Source organism: Bacillus cereus group sp. BfR-BA-01355 (assembly GCF_022663675.1).
GTDB lineage: Bacteria > Bacillota > Bacilli > Bacillales > Bacillaceae_G > Bacillus_A > Bacillus_A thuringiensis_S.
Genome location: NZ_JAKUFY010000413.1, coordinates 1 through 253, shown reverse-complemented (window position 1 = coordinate 253; position 253 = coordinate 1). Strand labels below are relative to the sequence as shown.

Sequence of the window (253 nt, the reverse complement as noted above, 5' to 3'; positions counted from 1 at the left end):
CAAAATAGCGAAATCTTTTAGTCCTACATCTATTCCAATGTAAGAATGTGTTTTCGGAAGTTCTTGTACTTCTGTTTCAACTAATAGTGACACAAAATATCTACCAGAAGGGTTCCGTCTCACTGTAGCATTTACAATACGCCCCTCTACTTCGCGACTTTTGGCAAATCGAACAAGGCCTAGTTTCGGCAACTTTATTTTGTTCCCTACAACGGCAATGTTTTCATTTGTTTGTTTTGTGGTATAAGATTGT

General features: G+C 37.5%; 1 pseudogene. It reads right to left on the bottom strand.

Annotation, left to right across the window (positions count from 1 at the left end):
- Window positions 1-253: pseudogene (locus tag MR167_RS33835) on the bottom strand (IS200/IS605 family element RNA-guided endonuclease TnpB); the annotation flags it as partial.